This window comes from Niabella ginsenosidivorans (genome assembly GCF_001654455.1).
Lineage (GTDB): Bacteria > Bacteroidota > Bacteroidia > Chitinophagales > Chitinophagaceae > Niabella > Niabella ginsenosidivorans.
This window is the reverse complement of sequence record NZ_CP015772.1, coordinates 627,992-654,538: the sequence shown is the minus strand read 5'-3', so window position 1 is coordinate 654,538 and position 26,547 is coordinate 627,992. Positions and strand designations below refer to the sequence as shown.

At 43.1% G+C, this 26,547-nt stretch carries 21 protein-coding genes and 1 pseudogene; 7 read left to right on the top strand and 15 right to left on the bottom strand.

Features of this window, described 5'->3' with window-relative positions:
- Positions 1-73 precede the first annotated feature (73 nt).
- From A8C56_RS02785 to A8C56_RS02730, 12 genes are all read right to left on the bottom strand, one after another.
- On the bottom strand, positions 74-601 hold the full coding sequence (locus A8C56_RS02785) for a hypothetical protein (protein ID WP_067751754.1): 528 nt from the start codon (positions 599-601) through the stop codon (positions 74-76).
- Complete coding sequence (locus A8C56_RS02780; RefSeq protein WP_067751752.1) at positions 598-987, bottom strand: fibronectin type III domain-containing protein; 390 nt, start codon at positions 985-987, stop codon at positions 598-600. The genes A8C56_RS02785 and A8C56_RS02780 overlap by 4 nt, the downstream gene beginning before the upstream one ends.
- A complete protein-coding gene (locus A8C56_RS02775) occupies positions 984-1,517 on the bottom strand; it encodes a hypothetical protein (protein WP_067751750.1) in 534 nt (177 codons plus the stop codon). Before A8C56_RS02775 ends, A8C56_RS02780 begins: the two co-directional genes overlap by 4 nt.
- Positions 1,514-2,737, bottom strand: coding sequence for a hypothetical protein (locus A8C56_RS02770; RefSeq protein ID WP_067751747.1), 1,224 nt, complete (start codon positions 2,735-2,737; stop codon positions 1,514-1,516). Before A8C56_RS02770 ends, A8C56_RS02775 begins: the two co-directional genes overlap by 4 nt.
- 1 nt (position 2,738) lies before the next feature.
- A complete protein-coding gene (locus A8C56_RS02765; protein WP_067751744.1) occupies positions 2,739-4,679 on the bottom strand; it encodes a type II secretion system protein GspD in 1,941 nt (646 codons plus the stop codon).
- A 21-nt stretch (positions 4,680-4,700) separates the two neighbouring features.
- Positions 4,701-6,128 (bottom strand): GspE/PulE family protein, encoded by a 1,428-nt coding sequence (locus tag A8C56_RS02760; protein WP_067751741.1) that lies wholly within the window; start codon positions 6,126-6,128, stop codon positions 4,701-4,703.
- Between the two features lie 5 nt (positions 6,129-6,133).
- The gene (locus A8C56_RS02755) at positions 6,134-6,601 is read right to left on the bottom strand and encodes a hypothetical protein (RefSeq protein WP_157097846.1); all 468 of its coding nucleotides are present in this window, start codon (positions 6,599-6,601) and stop codon (positions 6,134-6,136) included.
- A gap of 51 nt (positions 6,602-6,652) precedes the next feature.
- A complete protein-coding gene (locus A8C56_RS02750; protein ID WP_067751734.1) occupies positions 6,653-7,075 on the bottom strand; it encodes a prepilin-type N-terminal cleavage/methylation domain-containing protein in 423 nt (140 codons plus the stop codon).
- A gap of 133 nt (positions 7,076-7,208) precedes the next feature.
- On the bottom strand, positions 7,209-8,192 hold the full coding sequence (locus tag A8C56_RS02745; RefSeq protein WP_067751731.1) for a hypothetical protein: 984 nt from the start codon (positions 8,190-8,192) through the stop codon (positions 7,209-7,211).
- Positions 8,193-8,264: 72 nt separating this feature from the next.
- Complete coding sequence (locus tag A8C56_RS02740) at positions 8,265-9,107, bottom strand: hypothetical protein (RefSeq protein ID WP_157097845.1); 843 nt, start codon at positions 9,105-9,107, stop codon at positions 8,265-8,267.
- A 365-nt stretch (positions 9,108-9,472) separates the two neighbouring features.
- The gene (locus tag A8C56_RS02735; RefSeq protein WP_067751725.1) at positions 9,473-10,321 is read right to left on the bottom strand and encodes a cell division protein ZapB; all 849 of its coding nucleotides are present in this window, start codon (positions 10,319-10,321) and stop codon (positions 9,473-9,475) included.
- Between the two features lie 229 nt (positions 10,322-10,550).
- Entirely contained in the window at positions 10,551-11,300 is a 750-nt protein-coding gene (locus A8C56_RS02730; protein ID WP_067751722.1) for a hypothetical protein, read from the bottom strand.
- A 269-nt stretch (positions 11,301-11,569) separates the two neighbouring features.
- On the opposite strand from A8C56_RS02730, the gene A8C56_RS02725 reads away from it, so the two are divergent.
- Complete coding sequence (locus A8C56_RS02725) at positions 11,570-11,755, top strand: DNA-binding protein (protein WP_157097844.1); 186 nt, start codon at positions 11,570-11,572, stop codon at positions 11,753-11,755.
- Positions 11,756-12,106: 351 nt separating this feature from the next.
- Here the strand turns inward: A8C56_RS02725 and A8C56_RS02715 are convergent, their stop codons facing one another.
- From A8C56_RS02715 to A8C56_RS02705, 3 genes are all read right to left on the bottom strand, one after another.
- Positions 12,107-16,060 (bottom strand): DUF6443 domain-containing protein, encoded by a 3,954-nt coding sequence (locus A8C56_RS02715; RefSeq protein WP_084489961.1) that lies wholly within the window; start codon positions 16,058-16,060, stop codon positions 12,107-12,109.
- A 23-nt stretch (positions 16,061-16,083) separates the two neighbouring features.
- Entirely contained in the window at positions 16,084-19,557 is a 3,474-nt protein-coding gene (locus A8C56_RS02710; protein ID WP_084489959.1) for an RHS repeat domain-containing protein, read from the bottom strand.
- A gap of 279 nt (positions 19,558-19,836) precedes the next feature.
- The gene (locus A8C56_RS02705; RefSeq protein ID WP_067751711.1) at positions 19,837-20,886 is read right to left on the bottom strand and encodes a hypothetical protein; all 1,050 of its coding nucleotides are present in this window, start codon (positions 20,884-20,886) and stop codon (positions 19,837-19,839) included.
- Positions 20,887-21,315: 429 nt separating this feature from the next.
- Between A8C56_RS02705 and A8C56_RS02700 the strand changes: the two genes are divergently transcribed.
- The 6 genes and pseudogenes from A8C56_RS02700 to A8C56_RS02675 all read left to right on the top strand — a co-directional run bounded on the left by A8C56_RS02700 (position 21,316) and on the right by A8C56_RS02675 (position 26,504).
- On the top strand, positions 21,316-21,849 hold the full coding sequence (locus A8C56_RS02700; RefSeq protein WP_157097843.1) for a toxin-antitoxin system YwqK family antitoxin: 534 nt from the start codon (positions 21,316-21,318) through the stop codon (positions 21,847-21,849).
- Positions 21,846-23,123, top strand: coding sequence for a hypothetical protein (locus A8C56_RS02695; RefSeq protein WP_067751705.1), 1,278 nt, complete (start codon positions 21,846-21,848; stop codon positions 23,121-23,123). The genes A8C56_RS02700 and A8C56_RS02695 overlap by 4 nt, the downstream gene beginning before the upstream one ends.
- Positions 23,111-23,506, top strand: coding sequence for a hypothetical protein (locus tag A8C56_RS02690; protein WP_067751702.1), 396 nt, complete (start codon positions 23,111-23,113; stop codon positions 23,504-23,506). Before A8C56_RS02695 ends, A8C56_RS02690 begins: the two co-directional genes overlap by 13 nt.
- Entirely contained in the window at positions 23,493-24,032 is a 540-nt protein-coding gene (locus A8C56_RS02685) for a PulJ/GspJ family protein (protein WP_067751699.1), read from the top strand. Before A8C56_RS02690 ends, A8C56_RS02685 begins: the two co-directional genes overlap by 14 nt.
- On the top strand, positions 24,016-25,191 hold the full coding sequence (locus tag A8C56_RS02680; protein WP_084489957.1) for a type II secretion system F family protein: 1,176 nt from the start codon (positions 24,016-24,018) through the stop codon (positions 25,189-25,191). The genes A8C56_RS02685 and A8C56_RS02680 overlap by 17 nt, the downstream gene beginning before the upstream one ends.
- A gap of 444 nt (positions 25,192-25,635) precedes the next feature.
- Positions 25,636-26,504 (top strand): annotated as a pseudogene (locus A8C56_RS02675) (IS982 family transposase).
- Positions 26,505-26,547: the final 43 nt, after the last annotated feature.

Sequence of the window (26,547 nt, the reverse complement as noted above, 5' to 3'; positions counted from 1 at the left end):
TAAATTTAATTAAGCAGCTTTTTATAATCAACACATTATTGCCCCTTTAATTATAGCCTATATAATACAAAACTCATCCTCCCAGAACGTACACTACCTTTTTCCCGTTAAAACGGATTGTTAATTGCTGATCTGAAATATCCGTCACCTTTGTTTTATCATCAATTTTCTCATTAACCCCTACCGTCATTATCCGCCCGTTAAAACTGATCATCGCTGTTTTCCGTCTTGTTTTCGGATTATAGATATATCCGCTGTATTTGATGGCAGGCGGAGGTTCCATTACAGGCTGTGGCAGGGGGGCAGGCCCTGGTGCCCCGTTAGCCGCTTGCTGGCCTTCATTTATAACTGCCCCGTTGGCGACCTTTTCTTCAATTGTATCCTCTTCTTCAAAAATATCATTACTGAACGGATCCGGATACGCAGCGGTTGTCAGCGCATAGCCGGTTAGCGTATCTTCAATTACCGGCGGTTTTATTTTGGTTACCGGCGGTGGCGCGTCATCCCCTGAAAGCCCTTTGATCACTTTGTAGATGATCAGCCCCCAAATAAAAACAACCAGTCCGATCAGTAAATACTTTATATTGGGGTTATTTTTCACGGTTCTGTATTTTGTATTGCAAATGTCCGGGGCTCGGTATAGGGGCTTACCGAGCTGTTACCGATGGCCCGGACCCGCCATTGATATTGCCGGCCTCTTTCAAGACCGGTTACACGCAACATCGTATTGCGGGTAACCGTATCCTTCAGTAGTACAGACAGTGAATCAAATTCCGGTTGCGCCAGCTGCACCTGGTAATCAGCCGTGGCTTCAATAGCATTCCAGCTTAGCTGGACCACCGTATCCGCCAGCACAATACTATCAGCCGGCGCTGCCAGCTTTACAGAATAGGCAGAAAAATCGTCATCAAAAATGGCTTCACACGACGTCTGTGTCATCAATACGCCCAGCAATACTGTTCCTGTTAAAATGATACCGGTTCTCATTTCTCCAATATGTTTTGAATATATAAGGTACTGACCAGCTCTTCTTTTTCACCGTCCTTTATCTTCTGGTATTTTACTGATGCGATCCGGCACAAACGTTCCTTTTGCTCCAGCTGGCTGATCAATGATAAAATCTTTTGAAAGGGGCCTGAAACCGTTACCATTCTTGTCCAGATGCCCTGGTTGCTTTTTCCCAATGGCTTGTATTCTTTTAATTCCAGTTCCAGGGAATTGCAAAGATTGTTAATAGCCGCCAGTGTTTTACCATCCATTCCTGAACTGTCTGCCAGGTACTGTTTTTTCCAGGCTGCGACAGCCGAAAGCCTTTTTTCAAAAACCGCCATGCTATCTGCCAAAAGGCTTCCCTGCTGCTGTAAACGCACATTATTATGATAATCTTTTACAATCCCACCCGTTTTTTTGAACCCTAAAAGATAGCACAGCAACAGCAGCGGTATAACGGACCATAGCAATACCTGCAACTTCTGACGGTAACTGCGCCCGGGTTTTATGTCGATTACTTTACTCATACTTTTACAGTAATTTCTATGGTGAATACAGCCGCGGCAAGGTCTCTTTTATAGAGATAATTATTTAATGTAACCGTAACAACACCGGGAATATTTTTAACAGCCCTGCTAAAAATTTCCAGATCTGTAGGATCTGAGGAAATCCCGCTTAAAATAATTTTGTTATTTGAAAAAAGAAAGTCGCCTGTTCCTAAAGATTCCTGTACAGGAGCCGTCTGCAGCAGGGTAAACTGTACCGTAGGCGGCGCCAGCGCTGCAATACGGTCTATAAAAAAGCCGTGCCTCGTATTTTTATTCCATCCCGCATTTACAAAAAAAGCATAAGAAGAATCGGACCTTGCGCTTTCCAATGCATTTGCCTGGCTCGTCTCCTTTACTAAATTGCCCTGCTGCACCACTGCTTTATTTTTATTGAAATAGTAGCTGAACACAAAAAAATTGACCAGTAGTAAAAACAGGGTTACTGACAATACGGCCCATTTTGTAAAACTGAACAGTTTATAATATTTATAGTTTTGCCGGGCCGCCGTTATCTCGGGCGTAACTATTGCTCCTCCCTGCCAGTCAGCCGGCTTTAATAAAAGGTCCAGCACTGTAGCTAGCAGGTTTACCTGCGGGCTGGTATAAGAAAAGCCTCCGATGTTTAATGAAGGAATAGTATGTTCTTCAGAGTTTATCCTGTAAATTATGGATGCACACGCTTTATTCTTAACGGTTATCGTATATGAAGGAGCAGGAATCTCAAGCGCTTCTTCCGCTAAAAATGGCAGGATGTTCAAAAACAAGGTCACTCCTATTGAAACAGCAACGGGCTCTATGCCAGCATTTTTTAACTGTTGCAGTACCTGCTCTACCAGCGTTTTACGACAGATAAAATTAAACTGTTTGGTTTCATTTGCTGTCAGGGGAACGGAATAGAAGTCACCGGGATTAGAGCCGGGAAATAACAGGTTAACAAGATTGGTAACCGTAGTATCCGTTTCCCTCATCAGGATGCCCTTTCCATTTATGCAAACAGCTACCGGTACATTTGGGGGAAGCCGGTTTTTCAGCTCTTTTATTGTTCTGACACCGGGATAGTCTGCCGCTTTTATCAACTTTCCTTTAGTAATCTTTACATAAACTGCACTGAACAGCCAGCGATCATCCGGCTGAATGTGCACATCCAGGCCAACTGCCTCTTTGATCGTTATGATATTATTTTTTATTGCGGTGAACATGTCAGTTATAAACAATTGTTGGTTTAATGAACACCACTGAAACCACTTTTGTATTTCTGCGATCCCTGGAACTGAACAGCCATTTTAGCACCGGAATGCGGCCTAATAAGGGGATACCATCATAACTATCGCCTTTTTCCGTTCGTTCAATGCCACCCAGCAATACCATATCTTCATTCTTTACCCTTATAATCGATTTAAATTTACTGGTAGCAGTAGGCGGTGGCTCATTGATTTTTGTATCCGCAGTAAAATTGGAAATATCCATTTCCATATTCAATGTCACATCTTCATCGGCCGACACAAAAGGAGTGATCTTCAGCTCCAGGTTGGCTTCTATGGGATAGAACTGCTGGGTGATCACATTGGTAGGAGAAAGCGAGCCCATCATATTCTGGGTAGACACCGAGTAATACCGGGTATTACCAATAGAGAGCGTTGCCGCATGACCGTTTAGTGTAGAGAGCTTGGGCGTCTGCCGCATCTCCACGTTCTGCCGGTTCTCGATTGCCTGCAATTGCAGGTAAAAGTTGGGCGTTACATGGCCTAAATTAAAGACATTGTTCAACCCGATCTTATCAATAATATTGTTGATCGATTTGGACCCCAATGTAAAATCAAGCCCACCGCCCAGCAAATTACCACCGGTGCGCACACTGTCTGATATCCCGGCCTTCAAACCGCCTTTCACAACCGATCCTTTGTTCAGATCCATAATGATCACTTCTATTGTGATCATTGGTACTTTCCGGTCTATTTGTTTTACCAGTTGTTCTATCTTATTCAGCTGTGGTTCTGAACCGGTGGCCAGGAATGCATTCAATTCCTTAAATTCTTTAATAGTAACGTCTTTCCTCAGCTCATCCGGAAGAAAATTTGCCAGGGAATCTACTGACCGGTGATGCAGTTGTATCAGCCGTTGCCCTTTGATGCCTTCAAACGTTTTTTCGCCGATCATAAAAATGCCGTCCTGCTGCGAAAAAGAATAAGGAGTGCCCAATAAGACCTTCTGCAGCACATCTGCATATTTCAGATTATGGGCCTCTGCAGTCACATTCCCGTTCAGCTCCGCATAAATAAAATAAGGAACTCCGGCCTGTTCTGAAAGGCTCCTGACCAGCTCCTTCAGGGGCGTATTTACAGCGCTCACATTTAACAGCTTTTCCTCCCCTACCATATTGGCATCAACGGACAGGCGGCCGGGAGCGGCTTTATCATTTCCCCCGGTCTTGCGGGCAATGGTATAGCCGTTATCTGCAGGCCTTGTATTCTTTAGTACATATTCTTCATTATCATCGAGCGCATCTATTATAAAATTATCATTGCCGGAGGATGACATCCGCAGCCGGTTAGATACCACGATCTTTTCCAGGGCAACAGGAACGGGTAACTCCTTTAAATAGCCCGATACCAGCTTATCCATGATCTGTGGCATTACGGCAATATTAATGCCTGACAATTGTGTGATCTTTTTTGTTACATCATACAAGGTGTCGTTTGAAAGATCCAGGGTGATCAATTTACTAACAGAATCATAGCTGGCCTTTATCTCTTTGGGCGGCGGCGGCCGGTCTAATGCCGGGTCCCGGTAATTGCGCACATTAATAATGGTACCCTGGAAATCATATGCCAGGCTGTACTGTTCTGCGATGAACAGCAGTACATCCTTTACAGCAGCATTGGCAAAATGGTTGGTCATCCTTTTATTGACGTCCGGCGCTATGTTGATGTTCAGATCGTAGGATTGTGCCAGGCTCCGCATAAAATCGGCTATGGCAATATCCGCTACATCCATCTGTATGGGCTGGTTCAGCCCTGGAAGATCCATAGCAAGCGTATTCAGGTAGCTGCGGGTACGGCTCAACCGGTCCTCCTGCGCCTGCGCGGTCAGCTGCAGGCAGCAGGCCATCAATACCAGTATTTTCGTAAAATAGTTATTCATAAAATTGCAGCACCCCAACCGTTAGTTTAGCAGCATAGGGTACACTTCCTCCAGCGAGGTTTCCCCGGTTTTCAGCAACTCAAAAGCATTGTCAGCTAAGGTCTTTATTTGTTTTTCCTTTAAAAGTTCATCAATTCTTGAAGTTCCCTTTTTGATCTCATCCGCCAGGTCGGCATCTATAGGTATTACCTCGTATATGGCTTTCCGTTTTTTATAGCCTGTATTATAACAACCGGCACATCCTACCGGCACATAATGCGTTTCCAGCGCTTCCGGCGGCCGGTAGTTCTTGGGAAAATAGGCCTGTTGAAAGGCTTCCCTGCGTTTGCATTCCGGGCAAAGCAGGCGTACCAGCCGCTGCGCTACGGAAGTATTCAGCGTATTGGCAATCAAAAAAGACGGAATGTTCATATCGATCAGCCGGGAAACTGTGCCCCAGGCAGAGTTGGTGTGTATGGTCGATAACACCAGGTGACCGGTAAGGGCGGCCCTGATCGCCATATTGGCCGTTTCTGCATCCCGGATCTCCCCCAGCATGATCACATCCGGGTCCTGGCGCAGAAAAGTACGCAGTGCCATAGCAAAGGTTAGCCCGATGTTTTCTTTTACCTGCACCTGGTTAATACCTTTCAACGTGTACTCAATCGGATCTTCGATCGTCAGAATATTCTTTGTTGACAGATTGAGCAGCTTTAACGTAGCATACAGTGTGGTCGTCTTCCCCGAGCCCGTGGGACCGCTGATCAGCAGGATGCCATAAGGTTTTTTCAATCCCTCCAGGTAATTTTTCAAATCGTTTTCTGAAAACCCCAGGGTTTCCAGCTGTATATCCGTGGCATCATTGCTTAATAAGCGAAGCACAACTTTCTCTCCGTGCAGTGTGGGCACGATAGATACCCGTATATCAAATTTATCATTTCCCCGCTGGAAAAAGATACGCCCGTCCTGCGGCAGGCGTTTTTCTGCAATGTCCAGGTTGGCGCTGATCTTGATCTTGTTGATCAGCGAAGGATACTGCTTTTTTTCGATCAGGTAGCGCAGCACCAGCAAACCATCTACCCGGATGCGCACGCGGCAATCGTTTTCATACGTTTCAATGTGAATGTCACTGCTTTTCAGATTTTTTGCTTCGGCAATCAGATCATTTAAAAAATGATCCGGGTGACCGGTATAAAAGCTGTGTTGCAGGCGATGATCCGTTGAGTCCTTTTTTGTATACTGCCTGTTGATCTTTTCAGCCAGCAATACTCCATCTGTTTTTGCAAAGGCTATCTTATGTCCGGTGATCAGTTCCAGTTCTTCCCGGTATAATTGCTGATCGGATCCACTTAACTGGTCATCAATCCAGAACACCAACCGGTCTTCTTCTGTATGTGAAAAGGCCACATGGTATTTCCATGCCAGTTCCGGGGTGATTAGTTTTTCAATATCTGCAGTTATCGATGCCATATGGGTTAAAGGGCCGGTAAAAATAAGGGTTCTTCAAACAAATTACAATGCAATAAAAAATTATTTAAAAGTAAAACAGCTACCAGAATACCTGATTGGTACCCCGCCAGCGGAATAGCTGTGGCGGTACCTTTTTTAAGTGTTTGCCCTGCTGCCGGTAAAAGACTTAGCAACAGGGAAAAGATCATCCAGAGTATAAAGTTGGCAGGAGCAAACAAAGGCGTTACCAGTATCCAGAAAAGCACATCCCCTGCGCCCAGCTTTGTATGAAAGAAATTTTTATTCTTTTTCTTCAGAGCGTACACAAGGATCAAAGCCCCCGTCATCATTGCTATTATCAGGCTGTTTACAAAAAAATTGACCAGGATCGTGTGCCTGTCACACCTCAACAGCGAGTAAAACAGGATGCCAGCTCCCAACAGGATGAAATAAGAAAGCTCTATTTGCCTGTACAGCACATCCCGGATCAGCATACCTGATAATATAATAATCAATAATAATAAACTCAGCAGCAGCATATACTATTAATCCGGTACTGTTTCCACCAGCTTTTTATTCTGATCAATCTCCCACTGGTTAAAGTTCCCATCCCCGTCAAAGTCCACAATGGCCGTTGCCCTGGCTTTAAATCCCTTTGCAGACGCATCAATGATCTCTATCTTATAATTGGCCTGTCCGCCATTGGTTACCAGCGGCTGCTGTTCAAAGGAAATGGCGTTCAGGTCGTTTGAATATACTGAATTTTCAAAGAAGTAAGAGCGCTCCAGCGTATACACATGCTCCAGTTGCAATTTGGCCTCCGTGCTTTTAGCTTTGGAAATCAAGGGCATCAGGCTTGGGAGAGCCAATAAAACCAGGATCCCGATAATAATCAGCACAACGAGCACTTCTGTAAGGGTAAAAGCAGCATAACGTTTAGTGGCTTGTATTTTCAGGTGTTTGAACATCTTAAAAGCAGATCAATTTGTGCTAAATGTAGGAGAATTTTATTAAATGATAAATTTTATTTTGACATTTATACAGAAGCACTGCCCAATTCAGGACATTTCGAGGATATAAACAATTTAAGTTCAGTAATTTTCAATAATTCAGCATCTTCTTATCCTTTACCTGCCATGTGGCACTCGCGGGACCTGCAAATGTTCTTTTCTGTACTTCCAATCGCTTTACGGTTTCCTGTAACTGTTTTATTTGTTCATTTTGCTGAATCAGATACAGGGTCAGCTCTTCGATCTTTTCTAATAAAGCAGCTTGATTAGCCCCCAGTGCTACTCCCTCATTTTTAACTTTCTCAGCCGGAGGGACGCCATCCAGGTGCCCATTCTTTTTTATAAATGCTGCCACCTCGTCAAGCGACTTTAGCCGGTAGCTGTTTTTAAACACATAGTCCGGCCAGTTAGCGGTTTCTACCTTTATTTCTTTAGCCCTGATATTGCCGTTTACAGCCAGGCGCTCAGCCGGATTGGGAATTCCCAGTCCAACATTCCCGTTCTCAATTACCCGGATGGCCAACGCCGGTTCGGTATTACCTGCTTTCCAGCCATTGCCTGTATATAGGTTCCACTCCCGGGTCATCGGCAAACGCTTGGTTACACTAAGATCATTTCCAGTGGCAGATAAGGCTGTCCATGAAGCAGTCTTATTAATGGAACGGACTTTGATCAGCACGGGCAGGTCTGCCTGAATGCCATAAGTACCTATTGCCCGTACACGAAAACGTACATTACCAGAAGCGGGGTTGCAATCCACTACAAAACTGCGGGCACCGGCGGTATAATCATTCGCATTGACACAGCCAGCTTCCATCCATAGGTTAGGATTACTATGGCCTATACTGGCCAGGTAAGTTGCTGCGGCTGCTATATTGCCACGCGTATAACTGATGGAGATTTCATAATAGCCCGATGCACCTGCGCTGAAAGGCGTTACTTTTAAGAACTCTATATAATCACCTGCCTGGTAATTGGCCGGGAAGGTCACAGATGTTTCATAAATATCACTGCTTTGAGCATAGTTATAAAAGGTGCCAAGCAGGATTACTGCTATTAATACAATTTTCTTCATAGTTTATATTTTATTGGTTCCAGCTATTAGTTCAGTTCATCCTTGGTAGGAATGCAAGGGATATTCCGGCTTCTAATCTTTCATCAAATGCTGAAGTCGTTGTTCCATCCGGTGCTGTGTTTCTTTCAATGCTTTTATCTCCTTGTAAAGCGCTAATATATACAGGGTCAGCTCTTCATTTTTTTCTGTCAGCAGCCGGTTCAATTCGCCCAGTGCCAGGCCCTTTTTTTCAACTTCACCTGCGGAAGGCATACCCGGCAAATGCCCCCGTCTGTTTATTTCTTTTTGCAGTGACTCCAGCGACATTAGCGGGTATCCTTTCTTCAAAACATAGTCTGGCCAGTTGGCTGTTTCCACTTTTATTTCTTTGGCCCTGATGTTGCCGTTTACAGATAATTTCTGCGCAGGGGCATCAGTGCCAATCCCCACATTCCCATCCTCGTAAAAAAGATTATTTCCAAGCCGCTGCCATTGATCTGAAGCACCAAAGATTGCCGGCATCCCGGCAGCAGCACCCGCCGGCAGCACTTCCGTATAAACTCTCACCGTATAATTATTGGCATGATTGGTCATTACTTTTACTGTATTGCTGTCAACAACCAGTAAAGGATGATTGCTGTTATTACCGGCCAATGTAACCGGCCGGATCTTCCAGCTTGCATCTGACTTCCATACAAGGTATTCTGCTCCGGTATGCGTACCGGTAGCAGGTACTGTTAGTTTTACACGGTACACGGAGCCTGCCTTAAGCGGAAGGTTATCCTTATCCGTAATCGGCCGCAATATTGTACTGCTTACTGAATAATCTTTTGCAAAAAAATAAAGATCATTAGTCTGGGCCTTGGCATTCATCGTCAATAATGCCAAAAAGAATACCGGTAAAGCGTTTAGACAGTTTAAATCGTGCAGTTGCATTTTGTTTCTTTTAAGGTTTAAGGAGATCAGTCGTATAGCTCATATCACGCCCATTTAAAGGGCTTATCTAAAAACAGGGAAAAGTAACACATTGCTTTTCTCATAATTATAGCTTTGCTTTTAATTCATAAACGGTTTAGCTCTTTGTTTGTATTCAACATCAGGTTTATTACAAGAGATATCAAAGATACAATGAATATCTAAAATCCAATAAAACTGCTGCTGGATTTTTAACCCCAAAACAACCGGGCTATTGCAATTGCAAGCCATTTGCTTATTCCCATGCCTTTTTCGCTGATGTTTATCCTGCCGAGGTTTAAGGCGCTGTTCAGATCATATACAAAATCTATTCACCTGACCAGTGATCAGTACTTGTGGCGCTTATCTTTAGGTTGAAGTCTTTGTTCCACTCTACGCTGTGTTTCTTTCAGCGCTTTTATCTCCCTGTAAAGCTCCAATATATACAAGGTCAGTTCCTCATTTTTTTCTGTCAGCAGCCGGTTCCATTCGCCCAATGCCAGGCCATTTTTTTCAACTTCATGCGCCGCAGGCATACCGGGCAGGCGCCCCAGCGTATTTATTTCTTTTTGCAACGAATCCAGCGACATTAATGGATATCCTTTCTTTAAAACATAGTCCGGCCAGTTGGCAGTTTCTACTTTTATCTCTTTGGCCCTGATGTTGCCGTTTACAGACAACTGTTCGCCGGGCGAAGCCGTATTAATACCAACATTGCCATTAAAGGCAACCATCAGTTTATCTTCGATATTAAGCCGTGAGGTTTTAGCCGATGCCAGTACTGTGCCACCGCCGCCATCCGGCAAAACACCGGAATATGAAGTTGCCTTATTCCATCCATATGTGTCAGACATGATTTTTACATCGGTCACATCCCTGGAAAAGTTGACCTCAATATAAGCTGTGTCGTTCTTAACAGTAAGCCGTACCTGGGTCCAGTAAGCAGACTTGCTGTTGCTGTAAACCGATATACCACCCGCGTTCCCCCAATCTTTAAACCAGTGGATATCGGTTTGATAAGGTACATAAGACCCTCCGGTGGTAAATACGGTCACTTTACCAAAACCCCGGCCGGCGAGCGATGATATAGAAGCAATTCTTTTCCAGCCTGCCGTTGCGCTGGCTGTTGTGGGCGTTTGGGCATACAAGGATGCCGTACCTAAAAGGAGCAGAATAAAGAGCAGACTTTTTTTCATTTTATTTTATTTTAACAGTTTTAGTTACAAAATTTAATGCATAAAGGTCAGGCAGATAGTATTTTGTGTTGATCCGTTTATCAGATATAAAGCAGTTTGTAATATAGCCTGCCGTATTTTTTCTTAGAGGGAGTTGACGATCACTTTTTGCAGCTACACCATACTTACCAGTTAGGCAATCATAGGCATTAAAGTAACCTTTCAGATATGCTCCGGTGCTTCGTCATGTTTATTTCAGTATGCCGACAGCTTCCATCAGCTCACTATTGATCTGTTTTTGTTGCTCCATCTTTTTTTCCATCTCAATCAGGTGCAGGGTCAGCTCCTCCACCTTTTTAAGCAGCAATAAATTCATTGCCGCAAGGTCAAGTCCTTGCCGACGGATATCATTTCCAGAGGGTACTTCCGGCAAATGCCGGTATTTTTTTATATATGCTTCAACCTCGCTGAGAGCAGGCAATTCATAACCGGGGTCAAAAACATAATCCGGAACTGAAATATCTGTTTTTATCTTTATTTCTTTAGCCAGGATATTGCCGTTTACCGCTAATCGGGCCTGTGGCGATGTAGTGCCGATGCCTACATTTCCATAGGCAAAAAGATCTTTAGCAGTCCAGTTAGCAGTTGACACATTCGCGTTAGCCGATGTATAAAAAGTGCTCCATCCACTCCATCCACTGTTATTGTATTTTCCCAGTCGTATCATAGGGGCAATACCGCCATATATCTCATTGTAAGGTATATAAAGCTGGAACACACTACCATCCTGGCTGTTAATGTAGCCACCGCCGGCAATTACCGTTCCATAAGATGGAAAGCCCTCATTACTGCTTACAAAGGAAAGTTGCAGTTGATTGCTAAAAACCTTGGGCGCATCTGTGGCATTCCATACATACGTACCAGCAGATGGAAGTTGAGCGTTAACGCCGCTGAGAGATATTCCTAAAAACAACGTAAAAAAACAGGTTGCCTTTCTCATAATCATAGTTTTGTTTTTAATTCATAAACGGTTTTCGTTCTTCTTTGTATTCAACATCAGGTTTATTACAAGAGATATTAAAGATACAGCGAATATTTAAAATTCAATAAAAGTGGCCAGAATTTTTAGTCCAAAATAACCAGGGTACTAACTGAACGATGTTCTCAAGATAAACAATGAGCCAAAAATGATCGGCTAAAGCGATCAGTACGATTTCCACTGGCCGCGAGCGTAACGAGGTAAAGCCCTCTATTGAAGTAGCTACTAAAATGGCCGAAGCCATCGGCGTATCTTTAGATTACCTCGTGGGGTTCGCAGATTATGAACTCGATAACACCATCACACAAAAAATCCTCGACATCCAAAAACTGAATGACGAGGATAAAAATGCTATTATTAAAACTATTGACGCCCTCCTAAGAGACGCTAAAGCCAGAAAGGCTTACGCGCAGTAAATCATACTTTACATCTCATTCTCTCGTTAACTGGTGGCAAGTTATTTATTAGTAAGTCCTCCTATTAAAAAGACAAGGAACAATATTCCAATAGCGATGGGTACAACCCAATGCCTTTTAAACCAATTCAAGAAAAAGACTGGTATAACTATGAAACTAATGAATATTATACCATATAAAAAATAATTTATAGAATAAGCAATAAGGGTTAAAGGGCGTTGCTCTCCCCCTGAATGCCCATTATTATATACGGGGATTCCTATCAACAAAAACAAAAAATAAAGTAGTACCCATAAAAAGTAAATCTTGGGAGGCGTTAACCAGATATTTTCACTGCTTTTCATATAGATGCTATTGTCTAACAAACTGTCCGTTAATATATTTATACGTCCCTTCTTGCAGAGACCCAATCGCAGATATAAAATCCATTATTGAATGCCCTCCATTGGGATTAACATTATCATTGCTGCCGTTTTCTTCTCTTCCTTTCTGCTTAGCATGATGACTACCGTTAAACCAACCAATCGTTCCTCCAACGACTTTGTCTCCTTCATTATCTAATTGAAAAAGAGGAACGCCTGGCACCGCTGATAATTTATTCTGCTGAAAAGCTGCAAAATCATACTCGGTCATTTGTAACCCCTGCGCCTTATCAGGATGTTTCTTGGCATAATCGACTATTGCCTGAATATACCCTTTAGCATAAGCACCGCCCATACTATGAGTAACGACTTTTATAGATTCAATAATATTTCCATTCTTATCTCTTGCTAAATGGGCTAATATAGAAGCGGCATCTTTTGCCCCTTGTTTGCTTCCCGCAGAAATCCTGTCAGATACATTAACACTGCTTCCATCAAACAATAAACCTGTTGTACCTCCCACGCTACCGTCTCTGTATAGGCTATTATTATCTTTAAAATGATCCATCACCGCTCTATCAAAGGCATATGTTTCCCGAGTCATGGTAAAATGCTCCTCCTGCCATCTACCAAAAGCGCCTTTAGTCCATTTTGTGCCGGCATCATATTTCTCATAGGTGCGCCAATACTCGGGCTTACCTGCTTCATAAGTGGGAGCCATCCCATTAATAAAAATCACGAGATGCCCGTCAGGGTCAATAGCGTTGGTTGGCTGATTTAAAGCATATACGTAAGGCGACGTTGCAAAATACATTTCAGCCTTTTTATCTACCATATTCCAACGTCCGATTTGGTTATCCATCATCCTGGCACCGTAATCTAACCACTCTAATCCCGATCCATCACTGAACTCCTGCCGCTGTTCTTCCTTCCCATTATATTTCTTCTTATTGGCAAGAGCTCCTGTAGCCTGAGTGGATATTCCTCTTTGTACCAACCCGAACGGATAATAATGGGTCTCTTCCAGTAAGGTCTTATCCTCCTGCACCATCGCCCTCACATTACCCAAGTGGTCCTTCAGGAAGTAATCATACACAAACCCAGTTCCATTCGGACGGATACGCCCTTCCTCCATCGCTATATGCTGCAATACATTATTTTCAAAGATCATTCCACCCAGGTAATCCGTTGTCTTTGTCGCTGAGCCCTCTGTTACCTTCTTTTGTAACTTATTACCCGCTGCATCATACTGGTAACTGATCATGCCCTTCCCGGTTACCGTAATTTGCTCCGGTAAATTTAAGATATTATAGGTTATCGCACTAATGCTTTTATTCTCGTCTTTGGTCAGATTTCCGTTCCCGTCATAGGCATAATCGTCGGTTGTGCCATTGGTTCCATCGTTAAAATCTCCCAATCCGTAGGTTTTGGTATTGACACCGGTTTCTGTGACTTTTGCCAGCCTGTTGCTGCCCGGCAGGTAGCTGTACACCAGGTTATCCATATTAATGATCCCGTTGTTATACATCCCCTTTTGGCTCATTCCTTTAATATTACCATTGTAGTCATAGGCACTGGCTGCTGTACTGCCATCACCCATCTGGCTTGTGAAATCTACCGCGGTCTTTACAAAAGCACTGCCGCTGTACTGGCCAAAGTCTGCCTTGAGCAGGCGGTTGGTGTTGTCATAACTGAAACTGTATCTTCTTATCGGGGCGCTGTTGTTCTGACCCCGCCAGCTCATGCCTGCTATATTGCCATTATACTGCAAACCGCTCCCCGTTCCTGTTCCAAAAGAGGGAGCCTTATCGTAATTGAGTTCATATCCAAAGAAATTGGTGCTGGCGGCTGTGGCACTGTTCACATAACCCCGGTTCATACCCAGTAGCCAGCCTCTTATATTATACTCATAGGTCTGCTTTTCCACGCCAGCCGATCCCGTGGCATCCGTGGCACCCAGCGTTTTGCTCACCAGCTGACCCAGCTCATCATATTTATTGACAGCCAGGATCTTTTCTGTGCTCAACGCGCCGGCATCTTTTTTAACCTGCCTGGTGGTCTTTACCACCCTGCCTAAAGCATCATAGGTATTTCTGCTTACGGTTAACAGAGAAGTGCTGCCGGTACCTCCTTTGCTCTGGCGACTGATCACGGTTAGCGGCTGGCCACTCCAACTGTACTGGGTAGTCATTACATCCACTCCCCCTGTATGATTCAGCGACTTTACCTGCACCGGGCGCCCTTTATCATCATAAAGCGTTAGGGTATACGTATACACCGTACTGTTCAGCACTTTTACCCGGCTGCCCGTTACCATCCCTTTGGTACGGCTGTCTGCTGCTGGTTTCTGCGCATACGGCCATACTGTGTTACTCACTGGCAGTAAATTACCGGCCGTATCTGCCGCTGTAAAGGTGGAAGCCAGCTTGCCGGACAGCTCTGTTGAGTAAGGCGCTGCACTTACCCAATTATAATCATCATAAAACGTCTCTGTCAGTATACTGGCATTGCCATTGTTCAGCAGGGTGGTGGTCGGGTACTGGATGGCTGCATTATCATCACTGTTAAAGGCCATGGCAGCCGCCCAATGGCTATTGGGATTATTGGCGGCTATGACCAAACCCGTTCTTACCGGCCGGTTTAACCCATCATATTGCGTGTAGTTCCAGATACTATCCTTACGAAGGTTGCCGTCCTGCGTCATTACCAACCGGTCCCGCACATCATAGACCATCACCACTTCCGAAGCGCCCGGCACCTGCTTGACCCTCATCCGGTTACGGCCATCATATTCATAACGAAAGCATTGTTCTTTAAGCAAAGTCGGCGTCAGCGTCCAGTTCTTTGCATCATTCATTGTCTTTACCCCCTCCGGCTGGATCACGCACCGCAGGTTCCCAAGGTCGTCATAGATATAATAGGTGCATACCCAGCCCCAGTGCCCTTTGCCCTGCCCATCATCCAGGGTTGTGCTTTCCAATTGTACTTTCTTTAAAACCAGTTGGCCTTCCTTGTCTTTGAACTCGATCACCTGCCTGCCCTGCTCATCCACCGTTACATTCTTGTACAACTGGCCGGCATCATACACTCTTGTACTGGCATAGGTACTGGTGATGATTGCTCCCGGTGCACCCCCCGTATTACTGATATACGCCCGGAAGTTGCTGCCTGATGGAGCGCTGAACCCCGGCGCAAACGTGATGCTCTGGGATGCCACGTATTCCGTGGTAGCAGGCTGGTGCGCCTGGCTGACTGTGAGTGTGGCAGGCACTGAAGACGCACCTGTGCCGGGCGTTCCATCTGTTACCTCCCAGATCCGCACACTATCCCTGGCTGTATTGATCCAGTACTTGCTTTTTATGCTATGGCGCGTAGCCTCTGTGGTAGCTCCATAGCTCCCCGCCCAGCTTTTACCGGGTGCAAACTGCTCCATTACCCGGTTTAAGGGAGAAGCCTCAAATACCGTCTGGCTGTAAAAATAATCTTCTCCCTGCGGCGTACCATATTTGCTGGTCATAAAAGCCTGATGTTCTGTAAAGGGGTCCGTTTTAAATGATCCATTGGAGCTTGGGGCTGCATATGGCGCATATTTGTACTGCTCCCTGCCATATTCATCATACAATACCGGAGTTACCAGGTCTTTGGCATTAACCGTATCTGTTCCCACACTTGCCGTTGTCGTGGTGACCATCGCGCCTTTCTTGACCACCGTCTGCAAAGGGCGACCCAAACCATCAAAATACTGCGTTGTCATTTTACTCTGCAGCAGCCCTCCCTGCATTAAGGCCTCTGGTGTTGTTACCGGCGCTGTAGCCGTCCAGGTACGGATATAATTGACCGGGGTTGATGAAGTATAGGTCGGTAGGTTCGTTGGCTTTTGCGCCACCGCTATAAAACCAACCATCAACAGCAGTATCGTTAATAATATTTTAGTGTTGTACATATCCGTTTGTTTTGGCTTTGAGTTTATTGATTGCAGTTAACCGGCTGGCCGGCGTAATTATAACAGTACTTTTTAAGCACCTTGCCTGTATCATCTTTCACTACACTTAAACGGCCAAAGCCATCATATTCATAATAAGTGGTACGCCCGGAAGGATCTGTCTCAGAGGTCATACCCACCAATGGCTTGTAGGTATAGCTACTAACCAACGCATTTCTCGTCCGGCTATCAGTGCGAAGTGTATTCATTAAGGTTCGCAAATTCTGATCAGATGCCACAGCCGCATCAATTTGGGCTTGAGTTACAACAGCACTTACCGTAGCATAATCACTTCCTATAATTTTAGCAACCGGATATTGTGATTTATATCCCCATAGATAGACCTCTCGATTGTCATTATATTTCTGTTTTTCATTCAAATTATTATTTAAGCCATATAATAATTGGTAAACTGGTTTATAATTATCAGGAGGTACATTGTATTGAATATTAGTACTTACATCCCTAACTAATGTCCGTTCGAAATCATAAGACTTAACTATATTTGATAAAGTGTCAAAACTGTAAAAACTTCCTGAAACCAATTGGTTATTGACCGTATTTTCTATAGAAACGGGTGTTGAAAGAATTCCTTTTTTCGAAAGAACGTTGAGAGACAAATCCCCTGTATAATGAATATAGGTATTGATATTTTTACCGCTACTATTAACATATTTTTTTGAAATTAAATCGTTAGCCTTGTTGTAATCATAGCTTACGCTTTCAGTAAGTTTTAAGCTATCATTATCATAAGTACTCGTAGCAGTAGCGGATAATTGATAACCGCCTCTTGGAATATATTGAAGATATGCCCAGTATCTATTATAATTAGCTCCAAAATAGCCACCGGTGCCTTGGCCTTGAGGGTAATGATTATATATTGTCCACTCGGGACCAATCGTCAATATTTTTAGTGCCCGAATCGGGTATTTGTAGTTTAATGTATAGTAGTTGCTGGTTTTAGATATGGTATCAAAGTTTCCATTGCTATATGAAAACAGAATTTTTTCTGTATTTCGTGGTGTAGATAGCCAAGATGGATAATAAAAAGCATCATATCTGTAATAAGTTGCAGGCTTATTATCCCTATATGGTTTGATAGCCATGAAATAATATTCAGTTTTATCTTTTGGCGTACCATTGCTATTATTATACTCTGTTACTTTAGGATAAAACACCGAGGCTCCATTATTTTCTCCTAATTCTAAAGTTGAGTTCGATAAAATGTTAATAGCAGAAGTGATTATATCTTCATAATTATTAGTAGCACGTGTTCCTAGATAATCACTAAAATAAACATTTGTACTGTATGGATCTGTAAGCAAAATTCCGACACCTGTACCGTTGGCTTGTTGCGGATTATCATATTCATATAGTTTCTCATATGAAGGTTCGTTTGAAGAGTTAGCAATACTGCTAATTCTTTTAACCCTCAGCCCTCCTGCCAGGAGCGGGTGATCAGTTGGATTACTCTGAGTTGTTAAGTAGTCATACGACAGCGTAACATTTATATAAGGGTAGGGACATTGAGCGGGTGTACCCTGTCCACCTCCTGTTGCGCCATTTGTATTCAATTCAAAAGTAACAACACTTCCATTATAAACAGTCAATTGGCCCGTGATTGTTTTTGATGATGCATTGGGATAATACTGGTAAAGAGTTCCATCAACAGTGCAATACATGGGGCCGTTCCCAATAACATTATACCCGGAGAATGTTATGCTATAATTCGCATAATAAGGATTCTGTGGTAAATTTTTTATAGTATCTCGAAGAATAGTCTGAGAAGGCCATTGAGCGAATACACCTGAACAGTTATTTGAACTCATGGCTTGGGTTGATAAAGATTTTGTTGTAGTTATCAAATTACCCTGCAAAGGTGTTTGGGTTGAAAGATACTGATTAGGCTCATACTCATAAGTGGTATAGCCACCCGTAGGATACACTATTCTATTTAAAACACCTGCTTTCATATAATTGGGATCAGGAGTCCGATCTTCTCCAACTATAACAGGTCTATTATAATTATCTACGAAAAAAGTCTGGGAAACACCTCCCGATTTACCATTATAATATCCCCACATGTCCTGAGACCCAGAATGTACTCGTGGTAGTGCATTTAATGTATCATAGTAAAAATAATATTGCAAAGGAGTTTGAGAAGGCTCCCTGAAGATTTGTAATCCATCTAATTTTAGAGATTTAAGATCAATATTTTGGGCGCCATATATTCCCGCTAAATCAAGACTACAACATCCATTTCTATTAAAATAACTATTATTATGAAGCTTGATCTTTTGAATCAGAGTCGCGTCATTATTATAGACAGCTACTTCCGAAAGACGTAATTTATGATAGACATCCAATCTATCTGAAATATAATTAAAATCCACATGGCCATCCTTAAATATTATTTTACTTATAAAACACTCTCCGTTAACAGTTTTAGAAACATAAGTAAAATCTTTGTTATGGAAATCGACAACGGTGTTACCCGGATAGATAAGATTACTATTTTGCGATTGAACTACATTTGTTACTAATCCATCCTCATCATGCATTCTTAGGTACTCAAATCGTATTGTATCAGAAAGATCTTTGGATATAATTGAGCTTAAATACCAGTTATAGCTATCCGTTTGTCTCGGTATTAAATTACTACTAGTACTGGAGATAGTTGTGTCAATATATATATTATTACCTGAAATAGCTTTCCCAAACGTGTAAATCGTGCCAAATTTACTCTTAAGAATGAGCTGAGTGTTATCCTCATAGCGCCGTGGCCCTTTAATAACAATAAGAGTATCTAAGCCATAAGACACAAATTTTTTCGAATTATCTAATGAAATAATTCCATTAAGTTCAGGAGCAAATATATAATATATGTCAGGTTCATTATCATAATTCCGAAGCCTATCATTTACAATTATCCCTAAGCTATCACTCACCCCGTTATTATTAACAACATGATAATATTGACCAAAAGGCGCTGAAAAAAGCATAGAGTCTAGAACATTCTGCCCCAGATCAGGGATAAATCCATATTCATTATGGTTCGAAAACATCCCGATATCTGATTTGTCTTTTACAATTTGCGATATAACTCCTCCCGCATTTAGAGTCCAACCTAAACCAACCACACTAGCTCTTTGATCTACCTTTATTCCTCCCGCATGATAGCTTAACGATATCGGAACTGTCAACTTTTGTGTATTGATCGTGTATAAAGGGACATTGTTTTGAGGTATACCGGTTGACACATCAACCGGATATTCTATATATTTCACTATTTCTGACACATCAGGACTTTTGATATTTATTCCGGGGATATAGGAACTATTATTTAAATTAGGTTGTTGCGCATTTAAAAAGTTGCCTGTACACAATAATACAAATACGCTAAATAGAACAATCAATTTGAATTTATCAAAATAAATACGATCTGTCATATGTTTCATGTTCGACAATTTAATTTATACTTTAATATTTTTTAAGCTTTTACAACTAATCCCTAATTCCTCGTTTACATTAATTGTTCTTCTGCTCCATTCCTTGTCGACGTAATTTTATATTTGCCTTATTTTTCTGATTGGCACCTCTCCAAGTGACTATTCAGTAGATAGGCATCAGGCCCCACAGATCCAGTATTTTGACTGCAACCACTTTCGTAACACATAATTGCTACTGTTGGTGCTAATTGTACCAATACCATATCAGTTTTAACTTGGTATACGCTTTTATTGCGTGTTTTTTAACTCCTGAATGGTTTTGCCTTGTTTGATCAAATACAGTGTCAATTCCTCTATCTTCTCCAGTAATAGCCTGTTCATTTCTGCCAGATCAATCCCCTTTTCTTTCACCTCTTCCGCACCGGGTATACCAGGCAGGTGTTTGTTAGCTTTGACATATGCGGCCAGTTCCTCCAATGTCATTTTCTGATGACCTTTCTCAAACACATAGTCCGGCCAGTTGGCAGGAGCATCCACTTTGATCTCCTGCGCCCTTAGCTTGCCCTTTACTGCCAAAGCATAATCTCCCGGATCACTGGTCAGAATGCCTACCTTACCCGAAAAATTGGTAGCTCCGGCAGCACCGGTTCCTAGGGAACCCAGCAAAGTAGCTATGGAAGGTTCATTCCCGTTTACCTGCTCTATCCTGGGGCCATAAAAAAACTGCCGGTCACTGGTATTGGGGTCATAATACAAATAAGCACGGTGCACCAGCTGGGCTGCCCCTGCTGCAAATTTAAAATCCGTGCAGTTGCTCACTTTTGCACCCGTTACCCCGTCATAAACTCCTCCCATGCTCACCAGTGAAGAATCTCCACTGCCATGCACATAACCTACCAACAGGTACCATTTATCCAGTTCAGGAAGATCGCCAACCCAGAAATAAGGATTGTTATTGGCTGTGCCGTTCAGGGCTGTAACTACATTGTTCTGCGAACAGCCAAAATAGGTGGTACCATCATTGGAATTCAGTTTTTTGATCCATACTGTGAGCCGGTACATAGATGCTGCATCGATACTGACAGCAGTGCTGTTCCAGCCGCCATCTGCATCATTACCCCCGTTAGGTATGGCTTTCCATACCACCACACGGTTTCCTCCGGGGCCAGAGCCCCACTCCCGCTGGTTTTCAGTTGCAACACCATTTATTGCAAAAGCAGTGACGGCTCCCGTTCCCGGTACCCAGCCCCCAAGGTTCAGTAAATTCTGACTATATCCATGTATCATACCAGTAAAAAATACAATAACAGGCGGCACGGCTCTGATCGTTTTTCTCATATGTGAGTTTTTCAGTTTGTTTTAAATCCATTCGATCTTATAAATCACTGATATCCCGGGCAACTGAGCAGATCCGATCATGGCCTTAAAGCAGGCAAGAACATGGATGCATACGCCACTCCCTTACCCCTACCAGGGCTGCACAAAGCACTTAGACCATTAAAAATCCATCCTTCTTACAAAATCAGAAATACAGTTACAGGGTTGCTACAGTATTGATCATTGGGGTTGTTACATCTATTCCTTCCTAACCGGCTTCGTTTAGCGGGCAACTTCCATCAGCAGCTATTCTGTTTTTGTTTTTCATGTTTTGATCTCATTCATTAGTTACAGGGTAAAAGTACAAAACCATCTTCGTTATTTCCAAATCTTTTTTCTACTTTTTTTCAAACACCTATCTTTACATCCAACAAAACGCAGTGAGAAAATATGAAACGCCTTTACCCTCTTGTTATCCTGATTAACTTTTGTACTCCCATGCACACAAATGCCCAATACTATAACGGTCAGGTACGGATCGATTCCGCTGATCGCTCTTTCCTGTTTCAGGTAACGGACATCGTTCCTCAATTCCATTCCCGGCATTTTTATTACTGGTTTAAGTCGGGGCATATTTATCAAACTGAAGGCAGCTTTTATGGCAAGCTGCTGCATGGGTATTATAAAGTAGTGGACAAGGACCGCCATCTGCTGGAACAGGGCCGGTTCAAACTGGGTGAAAAAACAGGGCTCTGGCGTACCTGGTATGAAAACGGCCAGCTGAAGTCCCTGGCAAAAAAACGTTTTCTTGACGGTGCGCAGCATATTGAAACCTATGATGAGAATGGCAAATTACTGAAACGCGGTTATGAAAAGGACGGCCTTTTTACCGGGCTGCAGGTGGAACTGGTACAGGACAGCAGCGTTGTAGTGCGCTACAAAAAAGGCATCCGGCAACCGGCAAAAACAGTAAGAAATCAATGAGCACTGATTCTCTGTTGAATAAAAAATTCAAAGGCAGCTCGCTGCTGGCCACCCTGATCCTTTCTCTGATCATACTGATTACCTGTGGCCTGATGCTGCTGGCCTTGTATTATTTCCGTTTCTTTTCCATAAGAGATGCTATCGATCAACGGCTGGCCGATGACCTGGAATCTGGCACCACCCTGGTATTGGCCAACACCGCTATCAACCGGCAGCCGGTACACGACAGCTCCCTGCTTTTTGAAAACAATAGTCCCGATTCCATTTATTATACCCATGAGCTTTGGGGATGCTTTCGTGCAGCAGGAATCAAAGTAAGCTATAAAGGCCGGGTAAAAGAAAGAGCATTCTTATACAGCGCAGCACAGTTTCCCTACCTGGATGCCAGTGTATATCTTGCCGATCACGACCGGCCGCTTTCCGTAACAGGCGATACCTATATTGAAGGAAAAGCATACCTGCCCAAATCCGGCATCCGCAGCGGCTTCTTCCAGGAAAAAGGCTTCTCCCGTAAAAATCTTATCGAGGGCAGTATAGACAGCAGTAAGAAGGAATTACCTTTCCTCCAACCGGAATACCGGAGCTACTTCCGGGAACTGGCAGTGCTTGCCAATAAAAAAGGCGGTATCCATATGCCAGATAATGATCAGCAATCTTTTTTACAGGAACAAAAAACCATCCTGCTGCCCGGGAACGGTACACTTACCAATCAGAGCTTTACAGGCAAATTGCTGCTGGTATCAGATTCGGTCATTGAAGTAAACTCCGGGGCACGATTAAACAATGTGCTGCTGGTAGCTCCCTTTATTCATTTCAACAGCGGCTTTAAAGGTTCAGTGCAGGCTATTGCTCTTGACAGCATTACCGTTGAAAGCGGTTGTACTTTTGATTATCCCAGCGCCCTGGTTGGAGCCGGTCGCGTCAACAGCATCGGGAACACCAGCGCTACGGTCACTATAGAGCCTGGCAGTAGCCTGCACGGCATCATCCTGGCGCTTGTGGAAAATAACAACACCAATATTAAACCGGTCGTAAAAATAAAAAGCGGGGCTACAGTAAAGGGAATGGTTTATAATGAAGGCTACACTTATCTGAACGGCGCTGTTGAAGGCGCTGTGTTTACTGATTTTTTCTTTGAGCAGCGCGGCCCCATGAGCATGGAGAACATTCTCATCGATGCAACTATAAAATCCTCCAAATGGTTCCGCCAGGCGGGTTATTTTTCTATATTTACGGGCGCTGCCCGGCAAACGGTTATTCAATGGCTCGATTAAATATCCCATACCAGCTAAAGGCGTTTTCATTGATCGAATCAGTAATTACCCTGGTGCTGATCCTGGTTGTATTTTTTATCACGATGCAATTTTTCGTTTCGCTGAATGCCTCCGGCTTCAGCCTGCAAAAACAAAAGGCCGGGAATGTGCTGGATGATTATCTACAGGCATCATTGACCCATAGAGATTTTAATACACAAAAAACAATGGTGGACGGCTGGCCTGTCACCCGTGAAACGACCCCCTATCGCAATATAGATGGTATCAGCCAGGTGGTTTTTACGATCTTCAAAAGGGATTCGGCCAATACCCCCCTGATTACCCGTTTATTATTGATCAATACACAAACCTTCCGGGACTCACTAACCGATGCGCAGCCTTAAAAAAAAATTTTCGCATACGCTCAACGCCTTTACGCTGCCGGAACTGGTAGTGAGCATGCTGCTGATGGCCATTCTCTTTGGTGTGATCGCCACCATGTATATGATCATTACCCGGCAAAGCCGGCGCAATTTTGAAACCAACCGTTTTTTTACCGAGTACTTTACCACAAAAAAGATAATGCAAAATGATATGGAGAAGGCAACAGGCGTTACTGCTGAAACAGATCCCGAACGGATCATTATTCAGATAAAAGCGTCCAATGGCACACTGGAAACCATCAGCTACCAGGTGGACAGCAACTATATCCTGCGCAATATCGGCGTTCGAACGGACACGCTAAAGCCCGGTGGAAGGATCACCAACAGAACAATTGTAAACGATACCCTCCCATTGATTACAGGCATCCGCCTACAGCATCGATATAAGGGACAGCTCTTTTATACGTATCTTCAAAAAAAATATGCAACGGACGACCTTTTAAATTATGACAATTCCAATATTTCAATAAATGAATCAACCTATTGATATAAAAGCGCTGAAGACGATTGCTGCATCTGAAAAAGAACAGGAGCAGGAACGGGTAAAGCAACCGGCTTCTTTTATGAAGCAGCTGGAAGTGCTCCTTTCCAAAGACATTGCTCTTTTTGGTAAATCCTTTTCCGATAAAATAAAGGAATCTTTTTACCTGGAGCTGGGCAGCCTGATGGACGCCGGACTGGACATCCGCAGCGCCCTGCAACTGATCCGGGATGAGCTGCGCAAAAAAGTACCTAAAGCCATATTAACGGTTATTCTTGACAAAGTGATCAATGGCAGCAGCCTGTCGTCCGCTATGCGGGGAAATAAAAACTTTACCCCTTATGAATATTTTACCGTAGAGATCGGGGAAGAAACCGGTAAGCTCAACACGGTATTACAGCAGCTCTCTGTTTATTATAAGGCAAAGATCAAACAACGCAGGCAGATCATCGGTGCGCTCACCTATCCTATTATCGTTTTATGCGTGGCATTTTGCGCTGTGTTCTTTATGATGAATTATGTGGTACCTATGTTTGCGGATGTATTCAAACGTTTTGGAGGAGATCTGCCTTTTTTAACCCGGCAGGTACTCAATGTATCCAGTTTTATGCAGGCGGCCGCAGGGAAAATATTCCTGTTATTGCTCGCCATTATTATCTTCATTAGTATCAACCGTAACAAGTCATGGTACAAAAAATACAAAGACCTGCTGCTGCAAAAAATACCGGTTGTAAAGAACATTGTTTCTAAGATTTACCTGGCACGGTTTGCTTCTACCATGCAGTTATTACTGGGCGCCAAAGTGCCCCTGGTGCAGGCTTTGGCGTTAGGCAAGCAGGTGATGGGCTTTTACCCGCTGGAGCAGGCGCTCTCCCAAATGGAAGAGGATCTGCTAAAAGGATTGCCGCTGCATGAGAGTATGGCTGGCCAAAAGGTGTTCCCTTCTAAAATGGTGGCACTGGTAAAAGTGGGTGAAGAGGTAAACGAACTTGAATTATTTTTTAAGAACCTCTCCGACCGTTACAGCGAAGACCTGGACTACCAAACCACGCAGCTGAGCAAATTCATTGAACCGGTGATCATTGTTATCCTGGGATTAGTTGTAGGAATTGTACTTATAGCTATGTACCTGCCTATGTTCAATATGGGAAATACAATACAGTAATTTTCATTGGGGTTCCTGGCCCACTCTAATCATCGCGCTTTTACGCGAATGCTTTTTGGAATTTTTTCAGCGCTGCTTCAATATTAATGCCCTTGCCAAGTGTAGGTTTAAAAGATAGCCGGTTTCCTGGATTCTGCCAACGGCATTTACAATTGTAAAATCAGTCATTTTTAATCCGGGTTTAGCTTCGTCTCAATCCAGCTGTATAGAAACTGTTGCGCCGGGTTTGGGTCGCTGCGAATAAGGACAGGCCAGCAATAAAAAGCGGGTAATCTATTCTACACAAAAATTACGCTGTATTTAAATTGCCGGTTACAGTTTCCTTCTCTTGTTATTTAACGTGATTTTTGTGTATTACTGATTGGTTATCAACAGGTGTAGATAAAAAGTTCTTTAAAAAAGCAGGCATGAGTTTTAAAATTAGGTAATCAACCAATTCATGCCATGCTCTTAAATGAACTTAAAATTATAAAACTTTATTGTGAGTTAGACGATTTTGTAAAAGCTTTTGATGAGAAATTATCAACAAAATTGTTGGAAAGCCATATTCGCAAACCGATTCACCATAGCGGTTACAAGTGTTTTCAATATTATTACGAGCAGTGTATTGAAAAAGGAACATTGCGATCGTGGTTTCCTTCAGCACCTTGTTATAACCGTTTTGTACAGCTAAAACCACGAATGCTCTTGTACTTTGTTTTCTATTTAAATCTGTGCCGTATTGGAATGTTGTGTGGGATTTATTTTGGAGATAGTACAACATGGTGTGTTTGTAACAACAGACGCATTCATAATCACAAGGTGTTTGCAGGCAAAGCCGCAAGGGGTAAGAGTTCTACAGGTTGGTTCTTTGGCTTCAAGTTTTTTTTAGTCATCAATGCCTTTGGAGAAATCATGAACGCTTTTGTTACACCAGGTAACGTGGCAGACAATAATGAAAAGACCATGATCCGATTGTTTTCCAAACTAAAAGGCTGGGCATTTGCTGACAAAGGCTTTATCAATCAAAAAGCATTTGAACAGCTGTTGGGAACAGGGCTACATCTTGTGAGCGGTATCCGCAGAAATATGAAAATAAACTCATCAATATGGAGCAGAAATTATTGCTGAAAAAACGAGGGGTGATTGAATCGGTCAACGATATTTTAAAGACCGTTTGTGATATTGAACATACCCGTCATCGAAGTCCAATCATCGCGATCATTAATGTATATGCAGGGCTCTGTGCCTATACCTTTCTTGACAGATTACTTACTATATTTTATTCCATTAAAACACTGACAAACACGTTGGATATTCCTATAAAGGTTTAAATTGGAAGGGTCACAAAGAAAATCTCTGGGAATAATTTAGATT

Coding starts and splice junctions, on each gene's coding strand:
- A8C56_RS02780 (WP_067751752.1), bottom strand. CDS start 987: ATGAGAACCGGTATCATTTTAACAGGAACAGTATTGCTGGGCGTATTG.
- A8C56_RS02775 (WP_067751750.1), bottom strand. CDS start 1,517: ATGAGTAAAGTAATCGACATAAAACCCGGGCGCAGTTACCGTCAGAAG.
- A8C56_RS02770 (WP_067751747.1), bottom strand. CDS start 2,737: ATGTTCACCGCAATAAAAAATAATATCATAACGATCAAAGAGGCAGTT.
- A8C56_RS02765 (WP_067751744.1), bottom strand. CDS start 4,679: ATGAATAACTATTTTACGAAAATACTGGTATTGATGGCCTGCTGCCTG.
- A8C56_RS02760 (WP_067751741.1), bottom strand. CDS start 6,128: ATGGCATCGATAACTGCAGATATTGAAAAACTAATCACCCCGGAACTG.
- A8C56_RS02755 (WP_157097846.1), bottom strand. CDS start 6,601: ATGCTGATCCGGGATGTGCTGTACAGGCAAATAGAGCTTTCTTATTTC.
- A8C56_RS02750 (WP_067751734.1), bottom strand. CDS start 7,075: ATGTTCAAACACCTGAAAATACAAGCCACTAAACGTTATGCTGCTTTT.
- A8C56_RS02745 (WP_067751731.1), bottom strand. CDS start 8,192: ATGAAGAAAATTGTATTAATAGCAGTAATCCTGCTTGGCACCTTTTAT.
- A8C56_RS02740 (WP_157097845.1), bottom strand. CDS start 9,107: ATGCAACTGCACGATTTAAACTGTCTAAACGCTTTACCGGTATTCTTT.
- A8C56_RS02735 (WP_067751725.1), bottom strand. CDS start 10,321: ATGAAAAAAAGTCTGCTCTTTATTCTGCTCCTTTTAGGTACGGCATCC.
- A8C56_RS02730 (WP_067751722.1), bottom strand. CDS start 11,300: ATGAGAAAGGCAACCTGTTTTTTTACGTTGTTTTTAGGAATATCTCTC.
- A8C56_RS02725 (WP_157097844.1), top strand. CDS start 11,570: ATGGCCGAAGCCATCGGCGTATCTTTAGATTACCTCGTGGGGTTCGCA.
- A8C56_RS02715 (WP_084489961.1), bottom strand. CDS start 16,060: ATGTACAACACTAAAATATTATTAACGATACTGCTGTTGATGGTTGGT.
- A8C56_RS02710 (WP_084489959.1), bottom strand. CDS start 19,557: ATGAAACATATGACAGATCGTATTTATTTTGATAAATTCAAATTGATT.
- A8C56_RS02705 (WP_067751711.1), bottom strand. CDS start 20,886: ATGAGAAAAACGATCAGAGCCGTGCCGCCTGTTATTGTATTTTTTACT.
- A8C56_RS02700 (WP_157097843.1), top strand. CDS start 21,316: ATGAAACGCCTTTACCCTCTTGTTATCCTGATTAACTTTTGTACTCCC.
- A8C56_RS02695 (WP_067751705.1), top strand. CDS start 21,846: ATGAGCACTGATTCTCTGTTGAATAAAAAATTCAAAGGCAGCTCGCTG.
- A8C56_RS02690 (WP_067751702.1), top strand. CDS start 23,111: ATGGCTCGATTAAATATCCCATACCAGCTAAAGGCGTTTTCATTGATC.
- A8C56_RS02685 (WP_067751699.1), top strand. CDS start 23,493: ATGCGCAGCCTTAAAAAAAAATTTTCGCATACGCTCAACGCCTTTACG.
- A8C56_RS02680 (WP_084489957.1), top strand. CDS start 24,016: ATGAATCAACCTATTGATATAAAAGCGCTGAAGACGATTGCTGCATCT.